Annotated in this window: 25 protein-coding genes, 1 pseudogene and 1 riboswitch; of the genes and pseudogenes, 12 read left to right on the top strand and 14 right to left on the bottom strand. The window is 70.9% G+C overall.

The genetic code is table 11. The features are described from left to right. Positions 1-15 precede the first annotated feature (15 nt). The 4 genes from lnt to SZN_RS04635 form a co-directional block, all read right to left on the bottom strand. Positions 16-1611 (bottom strand): apolipoprotein N-acyltransferase, encoded by a 1596-nt coding sequence (gene lnt / locus SZN_RS04650; protein ID WP_167546281.1) that lies wholly within the window; start codon positions 1609-1611, stop codon positions 16-18. After that, the gene (locus SZN_RS04645; protein ID WP_007491859.1) at positions 1608-2063 is read right to left on the bottom strand and encodes a hypothetical protein; all 456 of its coding nucleotides are present in this window, start codon (positions 2061-2063) and stop codon (positions 1608-1610) included. The genes lnt and SZN_RS04645 overlap by 4 nt, the downstream gene beginning before the upstream one ends. A 130-nt stretch (positions 2064-2193) precedes the next feature. Further along, positions 2194-2451, bottom strand: coding sequence for a hypothetical protein (locus tag SZN_RS04640; protein WP_007491857.1), 258 nt, complete (start codon positions 2449-2451; stop codon positions 2194-2196). A gap of 11 nt (positions 2452-2462) precedes the next feature. Then, the gene (locus tag SZN_RS04635) at positions 2463-2675 is read right to left on the bottom strand and encodes a hypothetical protein (RefSeq protein WP_007491856.1); all 213 of its coding nucleotides are present in this window, start codon (positions 2673-2675) and stop codon (positions 2463-2465) included. Between the two features lie 432 nt (positions 2676-3107). Here SZN_RS04635 and SZN_RS04630 point away from each other — a divergent pair, with 432 nt between their 5' ends. Beyond that, complete coding sequence (locus SZN_RS04630; RefSeq protein WP_043728156.1) at positions 3108-4307, top strand: DegT/DnrJ/EryC1/StrS family aminotransferase; 1200 nt, start codon at positions 3108-3110, stop codon at positions 4305-4307. Between the two features lie 230 nt (positions 4308-4537). Here SZN_RS04630 and SZN_RS04625 read toward each other — a convergent pair whose 3' ends face one another. Both SZN_RS04625 and SZN_RS04620 read right to left on the bottom strand, forming a co-directional pair. Next, a complete protein-coding gene (locus SZN_RS04625; protein ID WP_007491854.1) occupies positions 4538-5311 on the bottom strand; it encodes a cytochrome c biogenesis CcdA family protein in 774 nt (257 codons plus the stop codon). Next, positions 5308-5988 carry a TlpA family protein disulfide reductase gene (locus SZN_RS04620; RefSeq protein WP_007491853.1) on the bottom strand — a complete coding sequence of 227 codons (681 nt, stop codon included), beginning with the start codon at positions 5986-5988 and terminating at the stop codon, positions 5308-5310. The genes SZN_RS04625 and SZN_RS04620 overlap by 4 nt, the downstream gene beginning before the upstream one ends. Positions 5989-6230: 242 nt before the next feature. Between SZN_RS04620 and SZN_RS04615 the strand changes: the two genes are divergently transcribed. The 6 genes from SZN_RS04615 to SZN_RS04590 all read left to right on the top strand — a co-directional run bounded on the left by SZN_RS04615 (position 6231) and on the right by SZN_RS04590 (position 12171). Continuing rightward, positions 6231-6935 carry a formyltransferase family protein gene (locus SZN_RS04615; RefSeq protein WP_139063523.1) on the top strand — a complete coding sequence of 235 codons (705 nt, stop codon included), beginning with the start codon at positions 6231-6233 and terminating at the stop codon, positions 6933-6935. A 707-nt stretch (positions 6936-7642) separates the two neighbouring features. Continuing rightward, positions 7643-7960 carry a metal-sensitive transcriptional regulator gene (locus SZN_RS04610; protein WP_007491849.1) on the top strand — a complete coding sequence of 106 codons (318 nt, stop codon included), beginning with the start codon at positions 7643-7645 and terminating at the stop codon, positions 7958-7960. A gap of 298 nt (positions 7961-8258) precedes the next feature. Next, positions 8259-9227: an ABC transporter ATP-binding protein gene (locus SZN_RS04605; RefSeq protein WP_007491847.1), complete on the top strand. Its 969-nt coding sequence runs from the start codon at positions 8259-8261 to the stop codon at positions 9225-9227. Further along, the gene (locus tag SZN_RS04600) at positions 9224-10072 is read left to right on the top strand and encodes an ABC transporter permease subunit (RefSeq protein ID WP_007491845.1); all 849 of its coding nucleotides are present in this window, start codon (positions 9224-9226) and stop codon (positions 10070-10072) included. Before SZN_RS04605 ends, SZN_RS04600 begins: the two co-directional genes overlap by 4 nt. Before the next feature lie 93 nt (positions 10073-10165). Next, positions 10166-11497, top strand: coding sequence for a sensor histidine kinase (locus SZN_RS04595; RefSeq protein WP_007491843.1), 1332 nt, complete (start codon positions 10166-10168; stop codon positions 11495-11497). Beyond that, the gene (locus SZN_RS04590; RefSeq protein ID WP_007491842.1) at positions 11494-12171 is read left to right on the top strand and encodes a response regulator; all 678 of its coding nucleotides are present in this window, start codon (positions 11494-11496) and stop codon (positions 12169-12171) included. The genes SZN_RS04595 and SZN_RS04590 overlap by 4 nt, the downstream gene beginning before the upstream one ends. Before the next feature lie 199 nt (positions 12172-12370). Here the strand turns inward: SZN_RS04590 and SZN_RS04585 are convergent, their stop codons facing one another. The 4 genes from SZN_RS04585 to SZN_RS04570 form a co-directional block, all read right to left on the bottom strand. After that, a complete protein-coding gene (locus SZN_RS04585) occupies positions 12371-14692 on the bottom strand; it encodes a heavy metal translocating P-type ATPase (protein WP_007491841.1) in 2322 nt (773 codons plus the stop codon). 113 nt (positions 14693-14805) lie between these two features. After that, a complete protein-coding gene (locus tag SZN_RS04580; protein WP_007491840.1) occupies positions 14806-15099 on the bottom strand; it encodes a heavy-metal-associated domain-containing protein in 294 nt (97 codons plus the stop codon). Between the two features lie 149 nt (positions 15100-15248). Beyond that, positions 15249-15383: riboswitch (cobalamin riboswitch) on the top strand. A gap of 48 nt (positions 15384-15431) precedes the next feature. Further along, the gene (locus tag SZN_RS43125) at positions 15432-15845 is read right to left on the bottom strand and encodes a cupredoxin domain-containing protein (RefSeq protein WP_078508438.1); all 414 of its coding nucleotides are present in this window, start codon (positions 15843-15845) and stop codon (positions 15432-15434) included. A 214-nt stretch (positions 15846-16059) separates the two neighbouring features. After that, the gene (locus SZN_RS04570) at positions 16060-16842 is read right to left on the bottom strand and encodes a DUF5134 domain-containing protein (RefSeq protein WP_106432590.1); all 783 of its coding nucleotides are present in this window, start codon (positions 16840-16842) and stop codon (positions 16060-16062) included. Positions 16843-17117: 275 nt separating this feature from the next. Between SZN_RS04570 and SZN_RS04565 the strand changes: the two genes are divergently transcribed. Continuing rightward, positions 17118-17822: a SanA/YdcF family protein gene (locus SZN_RS04565; RefSeq protein WP_007491837.1), complete on the top strand. Its 705-nt coding sequence runs from the start codon at positions 17118-17120 to the stop codon at positions 17820-17822. On the opposite strand, the gene SZN_RS41230 is transcribed toward SZN_RS04565, so the two are convergent. The 3 genes and pseudogenes from SZN_RS41230 to SZN_RS42270 form a co-directional block, all read right to left on the bottom strand. Further along, a complete protein-coding gene (locus tag SZN_RS41230; protein WP_007491835.1) occupies positions 17823-17972 on the bottom strand; it encodes a hypothetical protein in 150 nt (49 codons plus the stop codon). A 366-nt stretch (positions 17973-18338) separates the two neighbouring features. Beyond that, positions 18339-18770, bottom strand: a complete 432-nt coding sequence (locus SZN_RS42275; RefSeq protein ID WP_007491831.1) for a L,D-transpeptidase — start codon at positions 18768-18770, stop codon at positions 18339-18341. After that, positions 18767-19428, bottom strand: a pseudogene (locus SZN_RS42270) (Ig-like domain-containing protein). The gene SZN_RS42275 and the pseudogene SZN_RS42270 overlap by 4 nt, the downstream one beginning before the upstream one ends. 249 nt (positions 19429-19677) lie before the next feature. On the opposite strand from SZN_RS42270, the gene resB reads away from it, so the two are divergent. From resB to SZN_RS04540, 4 genes are all read left to right on the top strand, one after another. Further along, a complete protein-coding gene (gene resB / locus SZN_RS04555; RefSeq protein ID WP_244313289.1) occupies positions 19678-21363 on the top strand; it encodes a cytochrome c biogenesis protein ResB in 1686 nt (561 codons plus the stop codon). Further along, positions 21360-22466 carry a c-type cytochrome biogenesis protein CcsB gene (gene ccsB / locus SZN_RS04550; RefSeq protein WP_007491825.1) on the top strand — a complete coding sequence of 369 codons (1107 nt, stop codon included), beginning with the start codon at positions 21360-21362 and terminating at the stop codon, positions 22464-22466. The genes resB and ccsB overlap by 4 nt, the downstream gene beginning before the upstream one ends. Before the next feature lie 94 nt (positions 22467-22560). Beyond that, positions 22561-23010, top strand: a complete 450-nt coding sequence (locus tag SZN_RS04545) for a hypothetical protein (RefSeq protein ID WP_043728153.1) — start codon at positions 22561-22563, stop codon at positions 23008-23010. Between the two features lie 76 nt (positions 23011-23086). Then, on the top strand, positions 23087-24697 hold the full coding sequence (locus tag SZN_RS04540; protein WP_043728242.1) for a multicopper oxidase family protein: 1611 nt from the start codon (positions 23087-23089) through the stop codon (positions 24695-24697). A 76-nt stretch (positions 24698-24773) separates the two neighbouring features. On the opposite strand, the gene SZN_RS04535 is transcribed toward SZN_RS04540, so the two are convergent. After that, positions 24774-25433 (bottom strand): class I SAM-dependent methyltransferase, encoded by a 660-nt coding sequence (locus tag SZN_RS04535; RefSeq protein WP_007491820.1) that lies wholly within the window; start codon positions 25431-25433, stop codon positions 24774-24776. Positions 25434-25473: the final 40 nt, after the last annotated feature.

Genomic DNA, 25473 nt, shown 5'->3' with positions numbered 1-25473 from the left:
TGCACTATAAGAGATTCAGCTAAGTAGCTTAGTAAACGGTTGGTCATGCTCGGGCCTGGAAGCAGGCGCCTGAGCTGCGGCTGCGGCGCGCCGCGAGCGACGCAGCGAGAGCGCCAGACCGACGAGAACGGGCGCCCCCAGCAGCACCTCGGGCCACACACCGAGCCACTCGGAGAGGGTGAGCCCCGAAGCGAGCGGCACCCGCTCCACCAGGTGGCCGCCACGCCAGGTCCCCAGCCGGTCCATGACCTGTCCGTCCGGCCCGACGACGGCGCTCACCCCGCTCGTCGAGGCGAGGGCGACCGCCCGTCCGTACTCGATCGCGCGGATGCGGGCCATCGCCAGCTGCTGCTCGGACTGCCCGGCCTGGAGACCGCGCTCGTACGTCGCGTTGTTCGTCTGGACGACGAGGAGGTTGGCGCCCGCCCGTACGGTGTCGCGGACCCGGTCGTCGTACGCGATCTCGTAGCAGATCACGTCACCGAGCAGTACCCGCCCGGCCGCCAGCGGGGCCGTGGAAGTACCGGGCAGGAGGTCGCGGGGGATGAGCTGGAGCGCGCCGAGGCCGCCGAGGAGCGAGCGGGCCGGGATGTACTCGCCGAAGGGGACGAGCTGGCGCTTGGCGTACCAGGAGACCGGGCCCTGGCCGGGCAGCCACAGCTGACCGGCGTTGTAGGCCCGGGCGCGGGGGGCTTCCAGCATGGCGCCGATGAGGAGGGGGCTGTCCAGTTCGCGGACCGAGTCGGCGACGAGGGAGCCGAGCTCCGGATCGCGTCCCGGGTCGCCGTCGAGGGAGTTCTCCGGCCACAGGACGACATCCGGCCGCGGGACCTCGCCGCGGCGTACGGCGTCGGCCAGGGCCTTGGTCTCGCGGGCGTGGTTCTGTGCGACGTTGCGCACCCGGGCCTGCTCCTGAAGCGTGCGCTCGCGTTCGACGTTGCCCTGGACGACGGCGACCACGGCGCTCGGCCCGGATGTCCCCGGGGCAGGGAGGGCGAGCGGTGTCGCGATCAGGGTGGCCATGCCGAGGCATACGGCCGCGCTGATGTGCCGGCGGCCGCCGCGCCACTCCGTCAGGCCGTACACCAGGAGCGATCCCAGGAACGCGACGGCGAAGGAGAGGGCTGGGCCGCCGCCGACAGCGGCCCAGTCGGCATAGGGGGCATCCGCCTGCCCGAAGGCCAGCCGTCCCCAGGGGAAGCCGCCGAGCGGAGCCCGGCCGCGTACCGCCTCCAGGGCCACCCACCACGCGGCGGTGTACAGCGGCCAGCCCGGCAGCGCGATCAAGCGGGGCAGCGGCATCGCGGCGAGTGCGAAGACTATGGCCTGGATGGCCGTGAGGGTGAGCCACGGGACCAGACCGAGGTTCGCCAGCCAGACGATCAGCGGGGCGAGGAAGGCGATGCCGAAGATCCCGCCAGCGGCGAAGGCGGACCGGGCGCGCCGTCCGCGCACCGCCAGGATCAGCAGAGCCGGACCGAGCGGGGCCAGGAACCACCACCCGACCGGCGGGAACGAGGCGTAGAGAAGCAGCCCACCGGAGGAGGCCGCCGCCCAGGACCGGAGCGTGGCCGCACCGGGGCGGGCCACGCGCGGTGAAGCGGCCCTCACGAAGGCACTGCGCAGACGTTCGCGGTGCGCAGCCGCCGGACCAGCGCATGGACGAGCAGGGCAACCGAAGCCACGGCGAGCACCGGCTGCACCGGCGCGAAGAACGTCAGGGCGCCGCTGACACCGATGGCCAGCACCACGAGTTTGTTGCAGATCGGGCAGCCGACCGCGAACGCCGACAGCAGTCCCGCACCGAGGGCGCGAACGGTACGGGGACGCTCGGGCGGCCCGGCCGCGGGGACGTCGGCCGGGCCGATACGGACGTACGTGGCCACCAGGAGCCCCTCCAGCACGGAACTGACCAGCCACACCGGGTAGTTCCACCACAACACCGGAGTCATCCGCGTGTAGAAGGGGGTCGGCACCACGCCCGTCGGCACGCCGATGACGAGTGCGGCGATCACTGTGACCGCGACTGCCACGACCCATCTGCGGGCGGGCCAGGTGCGCATGGGCTGCTCCTCGGGATCGGGCCGCCGACCGGAGGGCCCGGCGAACGGGGAGCGCCTCGTGATGGCCGCCGGCCGGCGGCGGACGGCCATGCTAAATCACTAATTGGATTAGTAGCAATGAAGGAGTCGATCAGGGGCGCGGCCGAGGGTCGACGACGCGCTGACCGTGGGCAAGGCCGCTCATGCGTCGCCGGTAGGAGCTCGCGTCGATGTGTCCGTGCAGGAGCAGGCCTGTGCACCACCGCTCCTCGGCCTCAAGCGCCGAGCGTCTCCCCCTGAGGCGGGCGAGGGGAGGGCGCCGACTCTGGTAAGTGCCGATCAGTCGGCAGATGTCGTAGAAGATCGCGACCAGGAGCAGGCCGCCGATCAGAATCGCCGGCGCGGCCATGGGGCTGAAGATCAGTTCTGGAGGGTTTCGTGCGTGTCTTTCCGGGTGGCCTGTGCGGAGCGCAGCTCGGCGATTTCCTTGCGGAGCTCGTCCAGCTCGGTCGGGGTCGATGCCGATTCGTTCCGCCGCGAGGGATGCGAGCCTCCTCGCATCATGAGCCACATCATCAGGCCCATGCCGATCGGGCAGGCCAGGAGGAGCAGCGGATACAGAAACTGAGGCATGAGTGTCTCCTCCCGGTGGGTTGTGGGTCGCTCGACGAGCCCACTGCAATCTACTAAGAAGTTTAGATAATGCGGGAAGTCGGCGCCAGTCGCGTGCGGCCGCGTGCGGAAGGTGACGACTTGCTCGCTGTCGCGTTCCGGGGTGGGGGCGGGTGTGGCCGATTGTGGTTCGGTCGGCGATGTCGGTGGTGGGGCCTTCGCGTGCGGGTCGGGCGTGGCATCCTTGCCCTCACTTACTAACGTAATTAGTGTTCTCGTTCACATCCCACCATCGAGGCCTCGCGCAGGGATCACCGGTTGGGAGCCGGTCATCGCGCACCTCTCCGGGCCCCCGGAGGTCTCGGGATGCCATACCGAAGCAAAGGGGGAGCTGTGCGGTCGGGAGAGCCACCACGTCCGTCGCTCTCGGCCGGCGGCGCCCTCGAGGATCTGATGCGCGAGCGGCTCGGCCGGGCATGTGTGTACGTCCCGTCGTGCCGACTGGCTGTGTACCTGGCACTGCGCCGCTGGTGCGCTCTCGGTGGAAGCGTGCTGATGTCGCCGGTCAACGACGACGTGATGCTGTTCGTCGTGCTGGCGGCGGGGCTGCGCCCCGTACTGGCGCCTGTGTCCCCCCGGGACGGGAACATCGACGTCCGCGCGGTGCCGGAATCGACCTGGCGCAGCGTTGACGCCGTCCTGACGACCAACCTCTACGGGATGCCGGACGACGCCGGCGGGCTGCGCACGCGGTGCGACCGCATGGGCATCCCTCTCCTGGAGGACGCGGCACATGCGATCGGCACCACGGTGGGCGACCGCCCGATCGGCACCTTCGGAACGGCCGCGGCCTTCAGCCTGGGCAAGCATGCGGGGGCGACCGGTGGCGGATTCCTGGCGCCGGAGGATCCAGGGGACCGCAAGGCGCTGGAGGACCTGCGCGATGAGCTTCTGGCGCCGCGACAGCTGCGTCAGGACCTGGCGGCCGCCCTGCGTCCTGTCGCGCGCTCCGCGGTACAGCGGCTCCATCTGGTCCGGCCCGTGTGGCGGACCATGTGCGCCCTGGGGCTGTTGGAACGTGAGCACTTCCGTATGGAGCTGCACGAACGGCACCTGCGGGAGGCGGCGGGCCGCAGACCGGACCTGATGGCCTTCGATCGCTGGGTTCGAGTCGATCTGCACGGATACCGCAGGGAGCACGGACGCCTTCTGCGGCACGCGCTGCGGCGGCGGATGAGCGGCCTTGACGCGGACCTGTCCCGGCGCCGTGCGGGGACGAGGCTGCTGGGCGGCACGGTGTGGGCCGCCGCGGGTGTGCGGGGCGCGGTCGCGGAGGGGGTTGAGGACCGCCATGTGCCGCCGCTGTTCCGCGTACCCCTGATGGTGCGCGACCGGGACGGGCTGGTGGCGCGTCTGGAGCGGTGCGGTGTGGTGAGCGGGTATGTGTACGACCCGCCCCTGGACGACTTCGCCGGACCGGAGTTCGTGGAGCCGTCGCCGGCGCCTGAAGCGGCCCGCTGGTTCGCGGCGCACGCGCTGCCGGTGGACCCCCTCCTGGCGCGGAGGATGATGCGGTTGCTGCAACGGGAGGCTCCGCAGCCGGCGGAACCGCTGCCGGCCTCGACGCTCCGCGACGAGGCGCCGGGGGTGTGACCCCAGGCGTCGGCCTCCTCGCCGTCTTCGCTGGGCGGCGGCGAATCCGACGCCTGAGAGACGCCGCTTGCCCTGGTCTGCGGCGATGCGGGCGATGGCGGTCCGCCGACTTGGCGGGGCCGCTTCTGGCGCTGCCGGGACGGGACGATGAGCAGGAGTCGCCCATGCCGGTCAAGCTCGGCGTCTTCTCCGGGCGGAGAACTGGCCTGTTCTCCAAAGCGGCGGGCGGGTCACAGCGGGAGCTGGAAGCTGGTGATGAGTGTCTGGAGCTGGGCGATGAGCTGCCCCCACCAGCCGGTCACCTGCATGACTCCCACCGCCACCAGCAGCACTCCGCCGAAGCGCATCACGGCCCGCGCGTGCCGCCGCGCCCACGTGAAGCGCCGCATCGCGCCGTCGAACGACGCCGCCGCGAGCAGGAAGGGAATGCCGAGGCCGAGGCTGTACGTGAACGAGAGGACGGCCCCGCGCCCGGCGCTCGCGCTGTCCGCCGCCAGGGACAGGACGGCCGCGAGCGTGGGGCCGATGCACGGTGTCCAGCCGATCGCGAAGAGGGCTCCGAGCACCGGCGCGCCCGCGAGGCCCGCGCCGGGCCGGAAAGAGGGGCGCCAGCTGAATCCGGCCGGCGGCAGCTTGTCGAGGAGCCCGGCGAAGACCAGGCCCAGCACGATGGTGAGCGAGCCCAGCACGATGCCGAGCGTGCGCTGGTGCACCAGCAGTACGGCGCCCGCTCCGCCGAACAGCGCGCCGTAGCTGGTGAAGACGGCGGCGAAACCGACGACGAAGAGCAGGCAGCCGACCAGGACGCGCCACCGGGCGGTTCGCCTCGCCGCATCGGTGGCACCCGCGCCGGACATGCCGGCGACGTACGAGAGGTAACCCGGAACCAGGGGCAGACAGCAGGGGGAGAAGAAGGACAGGGCTCCCGCGGCGAGAGCCAGCAGGAGGGCGAGGAGCAGCGGGCCCGCCAGGACCGTCTCCCCGACGCCGGCGGCGAGTGTCACTTGGCCGCACCTCCGCTGTTCTTCTCCGCGGCGATGCCCTTCACCAGCTCGCTCAGCGTGGTGTAGGTCGTCGGGCCGATGATGCGGGCGGCGATTCGTCCGTCACGGTCGATGATCACGGAGCTGGGAACCGCGGACAGCGGGATGCGTCCGTCGAATCCCAGGAGGAGCTTGCCGTCGGGGTCGCGGAAGCTGGGGTACGTGATGCCGTAGTTCCGCTCGAAGGCCTTCGCGGCCGCGTCGTTGTCCCGTGTGTTGATGCCGACGAACCGCACGCCGAGGTCATATGTCTCCTCGGACGCCTTCTTGAGGTCGGGTGCCTCGGCCCGGCACGGGGCACACCAGGAACCCCACACGTTGAGCACGATCACCTTGCCGCGCAGATCGGCGAGGTCCAGTCGGCCGCTGGTGATCGTCTTTCCGCTGAGCATCGGGGCCGCGGTCCGTTTGCCGGGCGGGTACTGGGTGAGTGCCTGACGGGTGCCGGTCGCGTCTGCGTTCTTGGTGTCCGACGAGCCGGATGTCGTACCCGTCCCGCACGCGGTCAGCAGCAGGGCGGCCGCGACCAGGCCCGCCGCCCGCCGCCTGACCTGGAGACGACCCCGTGTGCGGCTGACGCCTCGGTCCGCCGGTGGCACCGCGGGGACGGAATGCGTGCGGCGTGCCGGTGGGGCCACGGCTGCCTCCTTCACGACGGCTTGATCTGAGCTTCTAAGGAGCTTAATAAGTCGCTTGCGGAGCCGTGGATGCGGGGTCTTATGGAGGGGCGCGGGTAGCGCTCGAGTGCCGTGTGGGGGTGAGTGGCGCCCGCTGGTTGCCAGTTACCCCCGGGGTATCCTGCCCTGCCCTGTACGGGCATCCGAGAGCTGTCGTCGATTCGTTCGAGCCGCTCCTGCCGGTCAGTGTGCCGTACTCGTTCATGCTGTACCCCGCCGCGGTCCGGGCCGACCGGCTGCTCGCTCGCCTGCGCGGCGGCCGCAGCACGCGCCGTGGCGTCCGGGAACTCTGCGAGGCCCACGGCATCGAGTACATCAACACCGGCAACGTGAACTCGCCCGAGGTGGCCGCCAGGCTGGAGGCTGCCGACCTCGACTTCATCGTCATCTACTGGTTCGACCAGATCATCCGCGAACGCGTGATCGCCGCCCCCAAGCGTGCGGTGATCAACGTCCACGCCGCCTACCTGCCGCACTGCCGCGGCCTGTTCCCCACCCTCTTCAGCGCCCTGGAGCCGGGCACACCCTTCGGCATCTCGGCCCATCTGATCGAGAACCGGGAGATCGACGCGGGCCCGGTCCTCGCCCAGCGCACCACCGTCCCGCCCGCGGGCCGCAGTGTCCTGTTCAACGACTCCTGGGTCAACCGTGCGGGAGTCGGGATACTGGACGAGGTCCTGTCCGACTTCGACCGCCTCCTCGACGAGGCGCGGCCCCAGCCGGAGGGCGGCTCGTACTACTCCTATCCGGAGCGCAACCACATGGAGCAGGCCCGCCGGACGGGCCTCAAGCTCGTCACGCTGCGGGACTTCCTGTCCGTGGTCCGCGGCACAGGTGCCACGGACGCAGACGGCCACCGGCCCGGCCTCGCGCCGACTGCCGACGTGGATGCCGCACGTCACCAGTAACCGTCGCCCTGCGAACGCCCGGCCGGTGTCAGTGGAGCCCCCGCCACGACACCGGCCGGGCTCTCGGGTTTCACCGATGCGAAGCTTCCCGGCGCGGTGACCCGCGGAGAGAAGGTAGGACACAGCTTCCGAGTGGGCGTTTGATGTTGATGCGCGATGGGTGCAGCGACTCGCTTTGCCGTATTCATCGCCAACGTACACAGCCTGAAATGCCTGGAAGCTCCTCACTGGTGGGCGACTGAGTGCCCCGAAGAGAGCCGGCGCCCCCAGCGCCGCACAAGCTGCCCGGTCTGCCACCTGCGGGCCGATTGCCGCACGCGCGTGAGCCGAGACTGCTTCGACAGGTGCCCGGCGCACTCGTTGTCGTCGTTCATGACGTCCATCCCCGTCCTGTCAGCCGCCGATTGACCGGCCGGACGTGATACAGGCAGCGCAGCAACCACGCCGAGCCGGGGCGACGGAACACGCCGTCCGCGGCACCGGGAGACGCCGGGCCGACCCGCCTGGCCACCTGTCGAGTCACGCCAGGCAGGGCGGGTCGGCGATGAGCGACCGCAAGGGGGCGGTGGGACGGCGGGGAGGGCGCGCGGCAGGAGGAGCCTTCGACTGCCCGGCAGGCTCAGGCCCTTGCAGCCGGACCCCGGGCCTCCTGCGGGGAGGTGCGTCCGGCTTCCGTCCGGCGCCGCCAGGTAATACCTTTGGGGGGTATGAGGCAGCTTGAGCAAGCCGAGGTCGAGCAGGCGTCACCGGGCTACCACGACGACAAGGACGCCGTCCTCAAGCGACTCCGTCGCATCGAGGGCCAGATCCGCGGCCTGCAGCGCCTGGTGCAGGAGGATCAGTACTGCATCGACGTGCTCACCCAGGTCGGGGCGACCACCAAGGCTCTCCAGGCGGTGGCCATGCAACTGCTGGAAGGCCACTTGGAGCACTGCGTGCGCGAGGCCATGGCGGCGGGAGGGGACGTGTCCCGGAACAAGGTCGCCGAGGCTGCGCAGGCCGTCGAGCGGCTGCTGCGCACGTGATCCCGGCCCGTGCTCGGCACGGGGGTGATCACTGGCCGCTCGGCGACTGAAGTACCGGACCGCTGTCGAGGTGGCGGAAGACAGTGGCGGGACTGCGCCGAGCATGGTGGCGATGTCCGTACCGGAATGCTCTGCGTGTACAGCTGCCGGGCGAGCGTTGCCTGCCGCCTGTGGTACCGCGGTACGACGCCCGTGCTCCGGATGGCCCCCGGGTACTACGGGGCGGGCGGCACCCGTGCCTAGCGTGGGCGGTGACGCGGGCCGGCGGGGTCCGTCGGAGTTCTGCCACGGAGGCGCGATGATCGAGGCGTATCAGCTGACGAAACGGTACGGGGAGAAGACGGCGGTGGACCGGCTCGACTTCACGGTCAGGCCCGGTGCCGTCACCGGCTTCCTCGGGCCCAATGGCGCGGGCAAGTCCACGACCATGCGGCTGATCATTGGGCTGGACGCCCCCACCGGGGGCACGGTCACCGTGGGCGGCCGCCGCTACGCGCGGCACGCCGCGCCGTTGCAGGAGGTCGGCGCGCTGCTGGAGGCCAGGGCGGTGCATCCCGGCCGCACCGCCTACGCCCACCTGATGGCGCAGGCCCACACACACGGCATCCCGCGCCGCCGGGTGGAGGAGGTCATCGAGCTGACGGGCCTGGGTTCTGTGGCGAGGAAGCGCGTGGGTGCGTTCTCCCTGGGCATGGGCCAGCGGCTGGGGATTGCCGCCGCGCTGCTCGGCGACCCGGCCACGGTCATCCTGGACGAGCCTGTCAACGGCCTGGACCCCGAGGGTGTGTTGTGGATCCGCAACCTGCTCACCGATCTCGCCGCCGAGGGCCGTACCGTCTTCGTCTCCTCGCATCTGATGAGCGAGATCTCGCAGGTCGCCGACCACCTGATCATCGTCGGCCGGGGGCGGCTGCTCGCGGACACCACCGTCCACGATCTGGTCCGCCAGGCCGGTGGCGACAGTGTGAAGGTGGCAAGCGCCGACCCCGGCCGCCTGCGTGAAGTCCTCGCGGGTCCGGGCGTGGAGATCACCGGCCGTGCGGGCTCCGAGGAGCTGCAGGTCACGGGGCTGTCGGCGCGCACGATCGGGATCAGGGCGGCCGAGGCCGGGATCGCCCTGTTCGAGCTCACCCCCCAGACGGTCTCGCTGGAGCAGGCGTTCATGGACATCACCAGCGACGCCGTCGAGTACCACGGCAGCACCACCCTTGGCCGACGCGCCGCCGGCGAGGCCGACGCCACCGAGAAGAGCGGGAGCGCAGCATGAGCACCGTCACCCAGGCCCCCGCTCCCGACGAGAGCCCCGTGCGCAGCGAGCGGCCCGTCTACAAGGTGACGTCCTGGCGGGTCCTGCGCTCGGAATGGTCGAAGTTCTGGTCGTTGCGTTCCACCTGGATCACCCTCGGTCTGGCGCTGCTGTTCGTTCTGGCCTTCGGGCTGATCGCCGCGGCACGGTACGCGTCCCAGAGCGAGGCGGGCCGGCCCGTGGAGGGGCACTTCGCCGGTGCCACAGCCGTCAGCCTGGCCCTGTTCGGGATCAGCTTCGGCCAACTGGCGCTGGGGGTCCTGGGAGTGCTCGTCACCGCGGGGGAGTACTCCACCGGCACGATCCGCTCGACGCTGGCGGCGGTTCCGCGTCGGCTCCCGGTGCTGTGGTCCAAGGCGGCGGTCCTCGCCCTCGTCGCCCTTGCCGTGGGCGGCGTCGGCGCCTTCGTCTCGTACAAGGCCGGCAGCCATTTCCTTTCCGGCACGCCGGTGGCGCTCTCGCTGTCGAGTGACGGTGTGGTGCGCAGCCTGCTGGGCGGCGGGGTCTACCTCGCCCTGGTCGGGGTGATCGGCATCGCCCTGGGTGCCGTGCTGCGCTCGGTCGCGGGAGGCGTCGCCGTGCTGGTCGCCGTACTGCTCCTGATCCCCGGGCTGGTCGCTCTGCTGCCGAGTGACTGGGAGCAGGACCTCGGGCCGTACCTGCCCAGCAACGCGGGTGAGTCGATGTACGGCCTGTCCCAGTCCTCCGATGCGCTGTCGCCCGGAGCCGGTCTCGCCGTGCTGCTGTGCTGGACGCTGCTGGCGCTGGCCGGCGCCGCCTACCGGCTGATGCGCAGCGACGCGTGACGGCCCCGCCCGGTGCGCCCCGTGTGCGACGCCCTTCGCGGAACTCCTGGAGGTGTCGCTCGAAGGATCACCGATGATGGACAGGTGCCGCCCATGACGACCGTGATGACCGAGGACCCCCTGTGGGGTCACCCCCAGGTCGCGTGGCTGACCCGCGTCGCACGTCGGCTGCGGCGCGTCGACCAGGCCCGCCCCTGGGTGCTGGACACCGCGCTGGTGCTGGCCGCCCTGCTGGTCTTCGGCCTGCTGGACCTGCGCACCGGCCGGCAGCACGTGGCGCTCGTCCGTACGGGGGGCCTGCCCCCGTACGGCATCGTGGCTCTGCAGCTCGGGCTGATCCTGCCGCTGCTGTGGCGGCGCAGAGCGCCTTCAGCGGTCCTCGGCGCCGTCCTGGCGGTCTTCCTGGTGCAGTGGTCGCTGGATGTCTCGCTGCACAGCGACATCGCCCTGTTCATCGCCCTCTACAGCCTGGCCAGGCACGGCAGGCTGCGGCATCTGGGGTTCGGCTGCGCGGCCGTGCTCGCCGCCCTCGGGCTGGCGGCGGTGCGCGTGCCCGTCCCGCTGTCCCCGCTCGTCGCGCTGTTCTTCCTCGGCAGCGCCGCGACCGCCGCCGTCGCCCTGGGCCTGGGCATCCGGCTCGGCTGGGCCTACCTGGTGGCGCTGCGGGACCGGGCGGCCCGGCTGGAGCTGGAACGCGATCAGCGCAGCCGGCTGGCCGCCGCCGCCGAGCGTGCCCGGATCGCACGCGAGATGCACGACATCGTCGGCCACAACCTCGCGGTCATCATCGGGCTGGCCGACGGCGGCGCCGACGCGGTGGACTTCGTCCCTCAGCGCGGCAAGCAGGCGCTCCAGCTGATCGCCGGCACCGGCCGCCAGGCCCTGGGCGAACTGCGCCGCACGCTCGCGGTGCTGCGCGAGGCGCCCGGCCAGGACCCACCGGACGTGACAATGGCGAGCGAACTCAGCCCCCAGCCCGGCATCGCCGGCCTCGACGCGCTGTGCGAACGCGTCCGCGCCGCCGGCCCGCAGGTCCACTACCGCACAGTCGGGCAGCCGGAGGCCCTGGGCGCGGGGATACAGCTCGCCGTCTACCGCATCGTGCAGGAAGCACTGACCAACACCCTCAAGCATGCGGGCACCGACACCAATGCCCGGCTCACCGTCGCCGCCGAAGGCGAGGAACTGCACGTCCGCGTCGAGGACACCGGCCCGGCGGGCGGCCTCCCGCAACCCGCGCACCATCCTCCGACCGACCCCGAGGGCGAAGGGCACGGCATCGCGGGTATGCGGGAACGAGCCGCCCTGTACGGCGGAACGGTCACGGCCGGACCGCGCCCGGGCGGCGGCTGGGCCGTCGACGCCGCCTTCCACCTCACCACGGCAGGCGGGTCGCCGCTGCCGCGAACGGACAGCCCGACATGACGACCGTGCTCATCGTCGACGACCAGCCGCTGCAGCGCCTCGGCTTCCGCATGCTGCTGGAGAACAACCCCGAGACCGAGGTCATCGGCGAGGCCGCCCACGGCGCGGAGGCGGTCCGCAAGACCGCCGAACTACGCCCGGACGTCGTGCTCATGGACGTACGCATGCCCGGTATGGACGGCATCGAGGCCACCCGGCACATCGTCGCCGCCGGCGGCCGCTCCCGCGTACTGGTCCTCACCACCTTCGACCTCGACGAGTACGCCCACGCCGCACTGCGCGCCGGCGCCAGCGGCTTCCTCCTCAAGGACGCCCTCCCGGAGGAACTCCTGGCCGGTATCCGCGCCGTCGCCTCCGGTGACGCGGTCATCGCCCCCGGGCTCACCCGCCGCCTCCTGGACGCCTACGCCCACCAGCTGCCGGGCATCCCGCACGGCCGCGAAGCCGACCAGGATCCCCGGCTGCGTTCCCTCACCGAGCGCGAGCGCGAGATCCTGGTCGCCATCGGCCGCGGCTGGACCAACTCCGAGATCGCCGACCGGCTGGTGCTGTCCCAGTCCACGGTCAAGACCCACGTCGGACGCGTCCTCGCGAAGATCGGCGCCCGCGACCGGATCCAGGCCGTGATCTTCGCCTACGACCTTGGACTGGCCCGGCCCAACACCCCCACCTGACCGCCGGCCCGGCCTTGCTCGCTCCGGCTTGTTCCCTGGCTCCGCCCCTGCGGTGACGCGTTCCGCAGCCTTCCAACGCACCAGAGAGCGACGGAGAACTGGCGTCACGAAGCTCTGAACGTCACAGCGGAGCGGCTCAACGCCGAGGGGCCCGGCCAGCAAGGCCGGGCCCCTCCGATCAGCAGCGTTGTTCTCAGGCCTACTTGAACGACCGCAGCCGCAGGCTGTTGGTCACCACGAAGACCGACGAGAACGCCATCGCCGCTCCCGCGATCATCGGGTTGAGCATGCCGAGGGCGGCGAGCGGCAGCGCCGCGACGTTGTAGCCGAAGGCCCAGAAGAGGTTGCCCTTGATGGTCGCGAGGGTCCTGCGGGAGAGGCGGATCGCGTCGGCGGCCACCCGCAGGTCGCCCCGTACGAGGGTCAGGTCGCCCGCCTCGATCGCGGCGTCCGTGCCGGTGCCCATCGCGAGGCCCAGGTCGGCGGTGGCGAGGGCGGCCGCGTCGTTGACGCCGTCGCCGACCATCGCGACCGTACGGCCCTCGTCCTGCAGCCGCTTGACGACCTCCACCTTGTCCTCGGGCAGGACCTCGGCGATCACCTCGTCGATGCCGACGGAGCGGGCGACGGACTCGGCGACGAGCTGGTTGTCCCCGGTCAGCAGGACGGGCTTCAGGCCGAGTGCGCGCAGTTCGGCCACGGCCTGGGCGCTGGTGTCCTTGATCGCGTCGGCGACGGTGAGGACACCGCGTGCCTCGCCGTCCCAGGCGACGGCGACCGCGGTGCGCCCCTCGGCCTCGGCGGCGGCCTTGGCTTCGGCCAGATCCCGGGGCAGCTCGATGACCCACTCCTTGAGGAGTTTCTCGCGGCCGACGAGCACCGCGTGTCCGTCGACGACGCCCTGGACGCCGAGGCCGGCGATGTTCTCGAAGTTCTCCGGCACCGGCAGACTGCCGGCCCTCCCCCAGCCTTCGGCAGGGGGGACCCCTGTCTCGCTTCGCTCGACGGCCCCGGCCGCGATGGCCTGGGCGATCGGGTGCTCGGAGGCGTGCTCCAACGCACCCGCCAGCCGCAGTAGTTCGCCCTCGTCCGTGCTCGGCGCGGTGAAGACGTCCAGGAGCTGCATGCGGCCCGTGGTCACGGTTCCGGTCTTGTCGAGGACGACGGTGTCGACGCGGCGGGTGGACTCCAGGACCTCGGGGCCCTTGATGAGGATGCCGAGCTGGGCGCCGCGGCCGGTGCCGACCATGAGGGCGGTCGGGGTGGCCAGCCCCAGCGCGCAGGGGCAGGCGATGATCAGGACGGCCACGGCGGCGGTGAACGCGGCGGTGGCGTCACCGGTCACGAACAGCCAGGTCAGCAGCGTGCCGAGCGCGATGAGGATGACCACGGGAACGAAGACCGACGATATCCGGTCGGCGAGGCGCTGCACCTCGGCCTTGCCGTTCTGGGCGTCCTCGACGAGCCGGGCCATGCGGGCGAGCTGGGTGTCGGCGCCGACCCGGGTGGTCTCGACGACCAGTCGGCCGCCCGCGTTGACGGTCGCGCCGGTCACGGCGTCGCCGACGGTCACGTCGACCGGCACGGACTCGCCGGTCAGCATCGAGGCGTCCACCGCCGACGAACCCTCGACGACGGTTCCGTCCGTGGCCACCTTCTCGCCGGGCCGTACGACGAAGCGGTCGCCCACGGCCAACTGCGCTACAGGGATGCGTACTTCCTTGCCGTCGCGCAGTACGGAGACGTCCTTGGCGCCCAGCTCCAGCAGCGCTCGCAGGGCGGCACCCGCCTTGCGCTTCGACTTCGCCTCCAGATAGCGCCCGGCGAGGATGAACGTGGTCACCCCGGCAGCGGCCTCCAGGTAGATGGAGGAGGAGCCGTCCCCGCGGGAGACGGTGAACTCGAAGCCGTGCCGCATGCCCGGCATCCCGGCATGCCCGAAGAACAGCGCCCACACCGACCAGCCGAGCGCGGCGAGCGTGCCGATGGACACCAGGGTGTCCATGGTCGCGGCACCGTGGCGGGCGTTCGTCCAGGCGGCCCTGTGGAAGGGGAGGGCACCCCAGACGACGACCGGAGCGGCCAGCGTCAGTGACAGCCACTGCCAGTTGTCGAACTGCAGGGCCGGCACCATCGCCATCAGCACGACGGGCACGGTGAGCACCAGCGACACGTACAGCCGCTGCCGCAGTGACAGGAGCTCGCCGTCCGCCGCCGGTGCGGCCTCGCCCTCGCTCTCGTCGGCAGTGGCGGACGCAGGCGGGGGTGGCTCCTCGGCGGTGTACCCGGTCTTCTCGACGGTGGCGATGAGGTCGGCGACCTCGATGCCGTCCGCGTAGGAGACCTTCGCCTTCTCGGTGGCGAAGTTGACGGTCGCGGTGACGCCGTCCATGCGGTTGAGCTTCTTCTCGATGCGGGTCGAGCACGAGGCGCAGGTCATGCCGCCGATGGAGAGCTCGACCGCATGGGCGGGCGCGGCTGCTGTGTCGGGGACTGCCTTCTCGGGAGCCGTGCTGGTCATGGGCGTATCTCCAGGGGGAGGCCGGGACGTACGGCGTCCGTATCAGCGGAGCGATACGTCCCGGCGCGGGGAGGAATTCGTGTATCCGAGGCCCGTGGGGCCCGACTGAGCCGTCAGGCGCGGCCGACGAGCTCGTAGCCCGCCTCGTCGACGGCGGCGCGGACGGCCTCCTCGTCGAGCGGGGCGGCGGAGGTGACGGTCACCTCGCCGGTCTGGGCGACGGCCTGGACCGCGGTGACGCCGTCCAGGGCGGAGATCTCCTTCGAGATCGCGCCCTCGCAGTGGCCGCAGGTCATGCCGGACACCTTGTAGACGGTGGTGACACCGACGCCCTGGACGTCGACCGTCGCGCCGGAGCCGCAGGACCCGGTGCCACAGCAGGAGCCGGGGTTCGTCTCAGTGGTCATGGCTTCTTCCTCGGGGGTCTGGATGCGTGGGTCGTTTCCGGGAGGGGCGTCGCTTCCCCGTCCCTCCCGGCAGAGGGCAACGCTATACCCCCTAGGGGTATTCCGCATCTGCGGTGCTGCTCACGCGACCTGTTTGAGGCGAGGCCAACTCGCTAATTTACTTAGTAGGCGCGTCGCGACCGAGGTGACGGTGAGCAGGAACCCGGTGACACTCCGGGACGGTCCCGCCACCGTGACCGGTGCTGCCCCGGGAGTCGGACACTGACCCGTCGTCCTCCTGAACGGCGGGGCGTGTGCACCCCGCGAGGAGGTTCCATGAGTGCTTCGGCGTCTCAACGGACGATCAGAGTGCCTGTCATGTTCGGGTGGAAGGTGCAGACGAAGGCGTAGCGACCAGCCTCGGACGGGGCGGTGAACGTCCCGGAGTCTCCGCCGGAGATGCTCCCGGTGTCGAAGGCGTCGCCATCCGTCGCCGTGACGGTGTGTGCGGCGGAGTCCTTGTTGACCACGGTGATCTGCTGCCCCGGCCGCGCCTCGGGATCCGCAGGACGGAACGCGAAGTTCTCCATCGTGATGCCAGCTGTGTCCGCGGGGGCGGACGCAGGGCTCGATGACGAGGAAGTCGGGCTGGGAGAGGTCGAGGCGGGCTCGTCGGCCCCGTTGGAACAGGCTGTCGCGAACAGCAGAACAGCGGCTGATCCGAGCGCCAACGGGACGGCATGCCTGCGGCGGCGTGTGGGCGACATCGGACCGGTCCCTTCGGACGGGCGCCCGCGGGCAAGGCATGCGCCGGGGGTCGCGGAGTCCGAGCCCGCCCGGGTGCGTGGATCGCTTGGATCCATTGTCTCCATCCCGGAGGCTGAATACGAACCGGCTTCGCAGATTCGGGTGACTACGGTGCTCTGAGCCACCCGCAGGCGGCGCACTGCCGCCGCGCTGCTGCGCAGACCGCCCCTGCTGTTACGCGACCATCATCAGCAGCATCGCGGACATGGTTCCGGCCATGCCGATATGGGCCGTAAGGGCCGCGTCCGGGGCCGCTCCGAGCTTGCGGCGCCGACCGTGGCCCCGGCGCTGCGCCGACTTGGTCTTGTCCCACACCGAGATCGTCAGGGACGCCAGGAACACGAGCACCGTGTCGGGCATGGCGAGCAGCCAGCGCCCCCAGCCGGACCGCGAGCCGGCACCCCGGCCGTCCCGGCTGGTGCCCCGGACCCGCGCCCACACGGACGCGCCGATCGCCAGCAGGAAGTACAGGGCAAGCGCCGCGATCACGAACCGCCACACGGAAGACGACCCCGTGGCGGAACCGGCGTCCACCGCGGCCCTCGCCATGCCCGGCATGTCCATCCCCTCCATGGACTCCATGTCGGCCATCTGCTCCGTGCCCGTCGTGCTCGCCGAGTGTTCCATGCCCGGCATGTTCGCCATGGAGGAGCCACCCAGGGCGAGCACCGGTCCGGACGGCGTACTCGTCATGGCGAGCGTCATGATCACCATACCGGCGCTGCCGACGACGAGGTGCACCCAGTGACGGCCGTGCTTCCATCCGCACGTGCGCGTGTGCTTGACCGCCATCACCACGCCACCGAGCGTCAGGATGCCGAACGCGACCGCCCACCACATGCCGTAGCCCGCATACCAGCCGACCGTCGCGGGCAGCGCCATGGCAGCCATGCACAGGCCCATCAGCAGGTCGCCGCCCGCCGCGAACCGTGTCCAACTGAGCGCCAGAAATCCCATCTTCACCTTCCCGATCGTCCGAGTACGGCTGGCCGTACGGCCGACGCCGCCGCGTCGTACGAGCGCCACGGGCGCCGCATGGGCACCAACTGCTAGTGCCCTTAGTACGTTCTGGGGGCTGAAGGTGTTCAGTCACGCCGTGAGGGTGAGCGGGACCAAGTGCGGCGTCCTTCGTTTGTCAGAGCGCTGGTGGCTGTCGAGACGACAGAAACAGCCGAGACACACAAGCCGTCGCTGCTGAGCACGGTGGCCGACGAACCGGGGGTATCACTGTCATGCGTCTGCCGCGCCCGCACCTGAACGCCGTCCTCAGGCCCCGTCTGCCGCGCACGCGCGCGGGGCAACGGCGGGCAGTGCAGGCGCTGATGCTGCTGTGCGTGCTGGCGCTGCTTCCCGCGACATGGGTGTTCACGGCGGCGGACGAGCGGCTGCGGACGACGGCCGACGCCCCGCGCACCGGTGTGGCCGTGGTCTTCGGCGCGGGCCTGTTCAGGAACGGCGAGCCGTCGATCTTCCTCGCCAGTCGCCTCGACGCGGCGGCGGAGCTGTACCGCGAGGGCCGTGTCGAGGCGGTCCTGGTCACCGGCGACAACAGCAGTGAGCACTACGACGAGCCGCATGCCATGCGCCACTACCTCACCCATCGCGGCGTGCCCGACGCCCGTATCGTCAGCGATTTCGCCGGCTTCGATACCTGGGACTCCTGCGTGCGCGCCAAGAAGATCTTCGGCGTCGACCGCGCGATCCTCGTCAGCCAGGGCTTCCACATCCGCCGGGCGGTCGCCCTGTGCCAGGAGGCGGGAATCGACGCGTACGGCGTCGGGGCCGCCGACCACCACGACGCGGTCTGGTACTACGGCGCCACCCGCGAATTGTTCGCCGCGAGCAAGGCGGCCCTGGACGTGGTGTTCGAGCCGGACCCACGGTTCCTCGGGCCGAAGGAACCGGGGGTGGCGCGGGCGTTGGCCGACGCCCGGTGATCAGGCGTCGGCCGGCGAGCCGCTGAACCGTGGCGTGCGCTTCTCCACGAAGCCGCGCGGGCCTCCCGTCTGGTCCTCTGTCGTGGACAGGACGTGGAACACGCGCCGTTCGGAGAGCACGCCGTCACCGAGGCCAGTCTCCCGGAGCACGGCCGACGCACTCGCGGCCCGCCCGCGACACCGCCGTACCGGACCGTCATCCGGCAGTCCGGGGTTCAGGTCATGGTCGGCCGGCCGGTACCCGGTGCACGCTCACCCCTGCGGCAGCGGTGTACCGGAGCGGGCGACGGCGACCAGGATCGCCACCGACAGCCCGTACAGCGCGACGGCGCCGGCCGTCCGGCCCACGCCGTCCTTCTGCGGGGCGGGAGGTACGTACAGCGGCCGTGTCTCGTGCAGGACCTGCGAGGAGTCGGCCTCGACCGGGATCCAGGTCTCCGTTGTGGGCGTCCCGGCGTCACGGAAGGCGACGTAGACGAACCAGCGGCCGGGCTGGGGGCATGAGGAACCGGTGTGTCAGTCCAGGGCGCTGCCCTTCTTCCAGGTTTCCCAGTCGACGTTCCAGTCGCCGTAGCCGTTGTTGACCGCCACGGTGTCGACGGAGTTGACGACCGTGACCGGGTCGCCGAGGTGCACCTGGTCGTAGAACCACTTGGCATCGCTCGTGCTCATGCCGATGCACCCGTGACTGCCGTTGACGCGGCCGAACTTGCCCTCGTTCCAGGGAGCCGCGTGTGCGTAGGTGCCGGAGGGGGTGAGTTGCACGTCCCACTTCACCGCCCCGAGGTCGTACGCCTCGGGGCCGAAGATGCCGACCGTCGCCGAGTTCATGCGGATCGTGGGCACCTTGCTCAGCACGACCATCGTGCCGTTCCAGGTCTCGAAGTCCTTCTTGCCGGCGGAGACCTTCAGCGTGCGCAGCGTCCTGCCGTTCTTCGCTACCGTCATGGTTTCTTCACCACGTCGACGGTGCTGGTCACGGCGTCGCCGATGCGGAAGTTCACGACGCGCTGCTGGGTGCCGTACACCCCGCCGCCCGCGTTCACGCCGGCCAGGTCCATGCGCAGGGTGACGTCGGTGCCGGGCTTCCAGTACTCCTTGGGGCGGTAGTCGACGCGGTCCTTGCCGTCGCGGTCCTTCATCCAGCTCCAGGCGCCCTCGACCGCGGGGGTGGCGGTGACCTTGAGGTTCCGCTCGACGGCTGCCTTGTCGTGGATCGGCTTGTTGAACGTGATCGACACCGGCATCGCGACGCCGACCTTCGTGCCCTTGTCGGGGTTGTAGGTGCCGACGAAGGTGTTCTTCGCCGCCTCGGTGGTGAAGGAGGCGGTCTTGCCGATGGCCGACCCGCCGGATGCCTTGCCCGGGCCTTCACCGTGTAGGTGGCGCCCGGGGCGAGGGGGGTGGTGGAGGTCCATACGGACTTGTCCTTGGACCAGGTGCCGGAGAGGCTGCCCGGGCCGGGGGAGCCGACCTCGACGGACGTCAGGGATCCACCGTCGGCGCGCACCGTGACCTTCCGGCTGACCGGCACCTTCTCGCTGTCGGCGCCCGGTTCCACGACTATCGCGGCCGGGCCACCGTTCTTGGCGTCGTCGGCCGCCATGTCCGCGCCGCTGTCCGCCTTGCCGTCGGTGCTGCACGCGGCGAGGACGACGGCGGCCGAGGCGAGCGCGAGCGGCTGGACGGTCCGGCGGCCCAGCCGTGCTGTCAGGCGCTGTCGCATGAGAACCCTCCCCTGGTTACCTGAACGCTAAGTGATTTCGTAGACGGGCGACGTGGCACCCCGGTTCCCGGTTCGAGGTTGTGTGGGGGTGCTCGGCGGAACGGATCCGCCGTGTGCCACACTCCCCCGGTGGCTACTAAAATCATTCGTAGTCTCGTCGATCCTCCCACGCAGGGCGACGTAACTGCGAGCGAATCCGCGCCGCAGGCCGACGAGCCCAAGGGGCTCGGCCCGGCCGGCTGGCTGCGCTGGGCCTGGCGTGCGCTGACCACGATGCGCACGGCGCTCGTCCTGCTGCTCCTGCTCGCGCTCGCCGCAGTACCGGGTTCCCTGGTGCCGCAGGAAGGACGCCAGCCTGCCCAGGCCGCGGACTTCCGCAGGCGCTACCCGGATCTCGCGCCGGTCCTCGACGGGCTCGGCTTCTTCGACGTCTACGCGTCGCCTTGGTTCGCCGCGGTCTACCTGCTGCTGTTCGTCTCCCTCGCGGGCTGCATCGTGCCGCGGACCCGGCAGTACGTGCGCACCCTCCGGTCCCGTCCGCCGGCCGCGCCGAGTCGGCTGGACCGCCTGCCGCAGCACGCCGCCCGGACGGCGTCGGCCGACCGGGACCAGGCGCTGCGCGCAGCCGCGGACCTGCTGCGACGCCGCCGGTTCCGGGTCGTCGTCGACCTGGAGGGGAACGGCTCGGTCGCAGCGGAGAAGGGCTACCTGCGCGAGGCCGGAAACCTGGTCTTCCACGCGGCCCTGTTCGGGCTCCTCATCGCGCTCGCCGTCGGCAGTCTCTTCGGCACGACCGGCCAGAAGCTCGTCCTCGAAGGGGACAGCTTCACCAACACCCTCACCCAGTACGACGACTTCACCCCGGGCACGCTGGCCTCCGCCGGCAGCCTGAAGCCGTTCGGCTTCCGGCTCAAGGGGTTCTCCGCCACGTACCAGCGCGGCGGCCCGCAGCGCGGCACCGCCAGCTCCTTCGTCGCGCGGCTGAGTTACACCGAGCGCGAGGGCGGGCGGGCACGGGACGCCCGGGTCGAGGTCAACAAGCCGCTGGAGGTGGACGGTTCGAAGGTCTTCCTGGTCGGCCACGGCTACGCGCCCGTGGTGACCGTCCGCGACGGCAAGGGCGAGGTCGCCTGGCGGGGGCCCGCCGCGTTCCTGCCGCAGGACGGCAACCTGACCTCGGTGGGCGTGGTCAAGGCACCCGACGCACTCGACCGCAAGGGCAAGCGGGACGGTCTGGGCTTCACCGGACTCTTCCTGCCCACTGTGCAGTTGACCAAGAACGGCTGGCTGTCGTCCTTCCCCGCCACGGACGACCCGGTGCTGGTCCTGACCGCCCATCACGGCGATCTCGGCATGGACAGCGGACGGCCGCAGAACGTCTACCAGCTCGACTCCAGCCGCATGACGCAGTTCCGCGACGCCGACGGCTCGCCGTTCGCGCGGGCGCTGCGCCCCGGGGACCGGATGAAACTCCCCGGCGGGGCGGGCTCGCTCACCTTCGACGGCGTCAAGCAGTGGGCGAGCTTCCAGATCGCCCGCAACCCCAGCAACGCCACCGCCCTGTGGAGCTCGGTGGCCATGGGCCTCGGCCTGTGCGCCTCGCTCTTCGTCCGCCGCCGCCGGGTGTGGGTGCGCGTGGAGCCCATGCTGGGCGGCCGCGTGCGGATCGTGGTCGCCGGACTGGACCCCGGTGGGACCGAGCGGACGGCCGGGGAAGTGGTCGAACTCGCCGACGAGTTGCGCGATCGGTTCCCCGCCCTGCGCGCCACCACGCCGGACGTGAACGTCCCAGAACCCCTGGAGGAGCAGAAGTGAGCGGTACCTCCCTCGCGGACCAGAACCTGGCCCAGCTTGCCAACTGGCTGATGTACTCGGCGATCGCCGTCTATCTGCTCGCCTTCGTCGCCGCCTGCGCGGAGTGGGCGTTCGGCAGCAGGGGACCGGGCGTCCGCACGTCCGCCGCATCTTCAGCGGAAGAGCAGACTCCGGTCGCTCGCACGGGCGGCCGGACAAGGAGCGCGGCCGTGGGCGGTACAACAGGAAGCAGCACGCAAGTGCTGGCGCCGCCTGCGGCCGCGTCTCCTGAAGAACCCCCGATTTCGGCGGGAGACGGTACCGGCGCGGCTGGCGACAGCCCCCTGGCCGACCTCGTCGGACGGATCGCCGTCTCGCTGACCGTGCTGGCGCTCCTGCTCCACTTCGGCTCGGTCCTCGCCCGCGGTCTCGCGGTGAGCCGTCCGCCGTGGGGCAACATGTACGAGTTCTCCACCGCCTTCGCCCTGATGGCGTCGGCCGCCTACGTGGGCCTGCTCGCGGCGAGGAAGCCCGTGCGCTGGCTGGGAGTTCCGGTCCTCTTCTCGGTCCTGCTGACTCTCGGCCTCGCGGTGTCCGTGCTGTACGTCGACTCCGCGCAGCTCGTGCCCGCCCTGGACTCGTACTGGCTGTGGATCCATGTCTCCGCCGCGATCATCTCCGGCGGAGTGTTCCACACGGCGGCCGTGGTCAGCGTGCTGTATCTGATGCGCGACCGCTGGGAACGCGCGGTCGCCGCGGGCCACGGCCAGGGACGAGGGGCGGGCCTGTGGCGGAGGCTGCCGTCCGGCCAGACGCTGGACAAGCTGGCGTACCGCCTGACCGGCCTGGTCTTCCCTCTGTGGACTTTCGCGGTCATCGCGGGCGCGGTGTGGGCCGAGGCCGCGTGGGGCCGCTACTGGGGCTGGGACCCCAAGGAGACCTGGGCCTTCATCACCTGGGTCGCCTACGCCGCGTACCTGCACGCCCGTGCCACCGCCGGGTGGAAGGGGCGGCGCGCGGCGGTGCTCGGCCTGGTGGCGTTCGCCACCTTCGTCTTCAACTACTACGGCGTCAACATCCTCATCACCGGCTTGCACTCCTACGGAGGGCTGCCGACCAACTGAAGATCTCATCGGTCCCCCGACCGCTGTAAGTTACCCCCTGGGGGTAAGGTGGCGTCTCGTTGACCGGAAGCACGGCAGGGCACGGGCGGAGTTCATGGCGATACGGGCAGTTCGCAGCGGTGGCGTGGCCGTCCGCTGGGCGTACGGGGTGTTCCTCACCCTGTGCGTCGCGCTGGCCGTGCTCGTCCACCACGAGACAGCCGCGACGGGCATCTCGCGCGCGATGAGCGCCGCGTCCATGTCCACGACGGATGCCTCGCCCATGCCGAGCGCCGCCCATTCCGCCCACGTCATGCCGGGCGCGGCGGCGCCGACCGCCTGGGAACCGCCCTCCGCGCACAGCATGGACACCGGCGGTTGCTCCGCCCCGGGCATGCAGCACTGCACCACGGCGAGTGTCGCCTCCGTGCAGCTGGCCGCCCCCGGCGAGAACGAGTTCTCGCTGCTCGCCGATCTTCGTGAGGCCGCCGCAGGGCCCGCTCCCGCCGGTACGGTCGGCCGGGCCCCGCCCGACCTTTCCGTCCTCTCGCAACTGCGCATATAGGCCGCGCCGGACGGCGCGCGATGTGCCGTCCCTCCGCGACCGCATCGGCAGTTTCGAGACTGAGGACAACAACGCAATGAACAGCATCAATCGCCGCTCCATCCTGCTCGCCGGGCTGGGAGTCGCGGGCGCCGGCACGCTCGCCGCCTGCACCAGTGGGAGCGGCTCCAGCAGTGGCAACGCTTTGATCAACCCCTCCGGCTCGGCGGTCGCCGCCACCGAGAAGAAGCGCAAGAGCACCGGACGGCAGCAGAAGCTCACCCTGACCGCGGCGCCCGCCATGATCGACCTGGGCGGCGGCGTCATGCCCAAGACCTGGGCCTTCGACGGACGCACCCCGGGCAAGGAGATCCGGCTCTCCGTCGGCGACACCCTGGTCGCCGAGCTGTCCAACCAGCTCCCGGACAGGACCACCACGTCCATCCACTGGCACGGCATCGCCCTGCGCAACGACATGGACGGCGTGCCGCCCCTCACCCAGACCGCGGTCCGGGCCGGCTCCACCTTCACCTACCGGTTCATCGCCGACGCCCCCGGTACGTACTTCTTCCACCCGCACGTGGGTGTCCAGCTCGACCGCGGCCTGTACGCCCCGCTGATCGTCGAGGACCCCAAGGAGACCCTCGACTACGACGACGAGTGGGTCGTCCTCCTCGACGACTGGGTCGACGGCGTCACCGGCACCCCCGACGAGGTCTTCGCCGAGCTCAAGCAGGGCATGGGCGGCATGGACATGGGCAGCTCAAGCTCCAGCAGCTCAGGCGATGACATGGGCGACATGGGCGGGATGGACATGGGGGACTCCGCGTCCCCCTCGGCCTCCGCCTCGTCCGGCGGCATGTCGATGGGCAAGTTCATGCTCATGGGCGCCGAGAGCGATCTGCTCGGTGGCGACGCCGGAGACGTGAAGTACCCGCACCACCTGATCAACGGCCGGGTGGCTACCGACCCGGACGTCCACACCGGCAAGCCCGGCAAGAAGGTGCGGCTGCGGATCATCAACGCCGGTTCGGACACCGCCTACCGGGTCGCCCTCGGCGACCACAAGCTGACCATCACCCACACCGACGGCTTCCCGGTCCAGCACCAGGAGGTGGACGCCCTGCTGGTCGGCATGGGCGAGCGCTACGACGTCCTGGTCACCCTCGACGACGGCGTCTTCCCGCTCGTCGCCCTGGCCGAGGGCAAGAACGCGAACGGCCTGGCCCTGGTGCGCACGGGCTCCGGGAGCAAGCCGTCCGCGACCGTCCGTCCGAAGGAACTCGACGGCATGATCATGACGGCGTCCCAACTGCGGGCCACCGACGACGTGCGCCTGAAGTCCGCCAAGACCGACGTCACGCACCAGATCAAGCTGACCGGCGGCATGGACAAGTACAACTGGGCCATCAACGGCAAGCCGTTCGACATGATGGATCCCGGGGCGAACCCGATCGTCATCGAGGAGGGCCGGCGCGTACGGCTGGACTTCGTCAACGACACCGACATGTGGCACCCGATGCACCTGCACGGCCACACGTACCAGATCGGCGCCTTTGGCCCGCGCAAGGACACCGCGATCGTGCTCCCCAAGAAGAAGCTGTCCGTCTTCTTCGACGCCGACAACCCGGGGCAGTGGATGCTGCACTGCCACAACGCGTACCACGGCGAAGCCGGGATGATGGCCAACGTGGCCTATCAGGCCTGACGCTCTCCTCGCACCGTCCGGGCGGGCCCATCGGCCGAGGATGGGCCGGCCCGGACACGGCGGGGCGGCCGGAGCCTCAGTTCTCCGGCTTGCGGGCGACCCCGATGACGCACGGAGAGCTGGGAGTCGTACGGCCGTTGACCAGAAAGTCGAAGTGCCGCGCGTGCTCGATGGTGAAACCGGCGTCCTCGATGGCCTGTTCGGTGTCCCGGTCGAGGTTGCAGCCGCCGGCCAGCAGCGGCCAGACGAGGTTGATCCTGCGCTGTTTCCTGGCGAACCGAGGGTCGGTCGAGCGGATGTGCTCGTAGAAGTACAGACGGCCGCCGGGCCGCAGCACGCGAACCGCCTCCGCCAGCGCCGCGGGGACGTCGGCGATGCTGCACAGCACGAGCGAGGCCACGACCCCGTCGGCGGAGCCGGCCGGCACCGGCAGTTCTTCGGCCCGGCCCGCGCGTACCTCGACCGGCGTCGCCGACCCGGCCGCCGCCTGCAGGGCGAGCTTGTGCAGCCGGGGTTCCGGCTCCACTGCGATGACCTTGTCCACCGTGGCCGGGTAGTGGGGGAAGTTCGCGCCGGTTCCCGCGCCCACTTCGACGACACATCCCTCGGTGCCCGCGAGGAGTTCCTTGCGGTGGTCGAGACTGCCGTGGGCCTCCGCGAAGGCGTTGATTCTCGGGTAGACGCGCGCGAAGAACGGGTGCCTGACCTTCGGGCGCCTGGCTGTGGCTGTGGACATGGCGGCAACTCCTTGGCGGTGAGCGACGCCATCATGCTAC

The sequence above is a fragment of the Streptomyces zinciresistens K42 genome (assembly GCF_000225525.1).
GTDB lineage: Bacteria > Actinomycetota > Actinomycetes > Streptomycetales > Streptomycetaceae > Streptomyces > Streptomyces zinciresistens.
This window is presented reverse-complemented; position numbering and strand designations above follow the sequence as displayed.

What these genes read in the sequence shown, in the direction of transcription:
- SZN_RS04645 (WP_007491859.1), bottom strand. Translation starts at nt 2,063, where the DNA reads ATGCGCACCTGGCCCGCCCGCAGATGGGTCGTGGCAGTCGCGGTCACA.
- SZN_RS04640 (WP_007491857.1), bottom strand. Translation starts at nt 2,451, where the DNA reads ATGGCCGCGCCGGCGATTCTGATCGGCGGCCTGCTCCTGGTCGCGATC.
- SZN_RS04635 (WP_007491856.1), bottom strand. Translation starts at nt 2,675, where the DNA reads ATGCCTCAGTTTCTGTATCCGCTGCTCCTCCTGGCCTGCCCGATCGGC.
- SZN_RS04630 (WP_043728156.1), top strand. Translation starts at nt 3,108, where the DNA reads ATGCGCGAGCGGCTCGGCCGGGCATGTGTGTACGTCCCGTCGTGCCGA.
- SZN_RS04615 (WP_139063523.1), top strand. Translation starts at nt 6,231, where the DNA reads ATGCTGTACCCCGCCGCGGTCCGGGCCGACCGGCTGCTCGCTCGCCTG.
- SZN_RS04610 (WP_007491849.1), top strand. Translation starts at nt 7,643, where the DNA reads ATGAGGCAGCTTGAGCAAGCCGAGGTCGAGCAGGCGTCACCGGGCTAC.
- SZN_RS04605 (WP_007491847.1), top strand. Translation starts at nt 8,259, where the DNA reads ATGATCGAGGCGTATCAGCTGACGAAACGGTACGGGGAGAAGACGGCG.
- SZN_RS04600 (WP_007491845.1), top strand. Translation starts at nt 9,224, where the DNA reads ATGAGCACCGTCACCCAGGCCCCCGCTCCCGACGAGAGCCCCGTGCGC.
- SZN_RS04595 (WP_007491843.1), top strand. Translation starts at nt 10,166, where the DNA reads ATGACGACCGTGATGACCGAGGACCCCCTGTGGGGTCACCCCCAGGTC.
- SZN_RS04590 (WP_007491842.1), top strand. Translation starts at nt 11,494, where the DNA reads ATGACGACCGTGCTCATCGTCGACGACCAGCCGCTGCAGCGCCTCGGC.
- SZN_RS04585 (WP_007491841.1), bottom strand. Translation starts at nt 14,692, where the DNA reads ATGACCAGCACGGCTCCCGAGAAGGCAGTCCCCGACACAGCAGCCGCG.
- SZN_RS04580 (WP_007491840.1), bottom strand. Translation starts at nt 15,099, where the DNA reads ATGACCACTGAGACGAACCCCGGCTCCTGCTGTGGCACCGGGTCCTGC.
- SZN_RS43125 (WP_078508438.1), bottom strand. Translation starts at nt 15,845, where the DNA reads ATGTCGCCCACACGCCGCCGCAGGCATGCCGTCCCGTTGGCGCTCGGA.
- SZN_RS04570 (WP_106432590.1), bottom strand. Translation starts at nt 16,842, where the DNA reads ATGGGATTTCTGGCGCTCAGTTGGACACGGTTCGCGGCGGGCGGCGAC.
- SZN_RS04565 (WP_007491837.1), top strand. Translation starts at nt 17,118, where the DNA reads ATGCGTCTGCCGCGCCCGCACCTGAACGCCGTCCTCAGGCCCCGTCTG.
- SZN_RS42275 (WP_007491831.1), bottom strand. Translation starts at nt 18,770, where the DNA reads ATGACGGTAGCGAAGAACGGCAGGACGCTGCGCACGCTGAAGGTCTCC.
- SZN_RS04545 (WP_043728153.1), top strand. Translation starts at nt 22,561, where the DNA reads ATGGCGATACGGGCAGTTCGCAGCGGTGGCGTGGCCGTCCGCTGGGCG.
- SZN_RS04540 (WP_043728242.1), top strand. Translation starts at nt 23,087, where the DNA reads ATGAACAGCATCAATCGCCGCTCCATCCTGCTCGCCGGGCTGGGAGTC.
- SZN_RS04535 (WP_007491820.1), bottom strand. Translation starts at nt 25,433, where the DNA reads ATGTCCACAGCCACAGCCAGGCGCCCGAAGGTCAGGCACCCGTTCTTC.